The sequence below is a fragment of the Devosia riboflavina genome (genome assembly GCF_000743575.1).
GTDB classification, from domain to species: domain Bacteria; phylum Pseudomonadota; class Alphaproteobacteria; order Rhizobiales; family Devosiaceae; genus Devosia; species Devosia riboflavina.
The window spans coordinates 1-730 of the sequence record NZ_JQGC01000081.1 but is presented as its reverse complement, the minus strand read 5'-3'; the positions used below and the strand labels follow the sequence as shown (position 1 = coordinate 730).

Below are 730 nucleotides of genomic sequence, written 5' to 3'. Positions count from 1 at the left end.
GGTCACGCCGCACTTCGCCACCGACGAGGTGGAAAGCTGCGAGCTCAATGCACGCGGTGATCTGACGCTCTGGAAGCGCTTTAACGGTTCGGACGCCGTCCGCAACGCGCTGCAGGCCTGCTTCCTTGCTCAGGCCGGGGTGGAGGCTCCTGTCCGTCCGTTCACCGGCAGCAACGGCTTCATTGCCAAGCTCGCCAACAAGCACGATCCGGTTCCGGTGATCCTCGATCGGCTCCAGACCGGCAACAAGCTGACGCGCATCGCCTGGACCTATATGAAGCTCTGGCCGGTCGGCTCGATGGCCCAGAGCGCCATCCGCGCCGCCCTGGAAGCGCGCGCACAGGTCAAGGATCTCAGCCAGATCAAGGAAGTGCGGGTCTTCTCGGAAGAGGGCTCCTACCAGCATTTCATTGAAATGCGCCAGGACCCCTACCATCCGATCAGCCGCGAAACTGCGGACCACTCGATGCCCTATGTCGTGGCGGCCGCCATTCTCGAAGGCAATATCGGCATCGAGAGTTTTGACCTCGAGCGCGTGCTCGACGGCAAGCGCCAGAAATTCGTGGCCGAACAGGTCAAGTGCGTTGCCGACCCAACCTTGGGCGCGCTCAAGGACGGCAAGCTGGCCCGCGCCGGCGCCGGCTATCTCTCGCGCGTCGAGATCGAGCTTCAGGACGGCACGGTCGTGCATGGCGCTGCCAAGCCGTTCCCGGGCCACCCCAAGGCCCCG

General features: G+C 64.4%; 1 protein-coding gene. It reads left to right on the top strand.

What is annotated here, in order from left to right; translation table 11 throughout:
• On the top strand, window positions 1–730 hold a 730-nt coding region (locus JP75_RS24780; protein ID WP_035087959.1), incomplete at both ends, for an MmgE/PrpD family protein.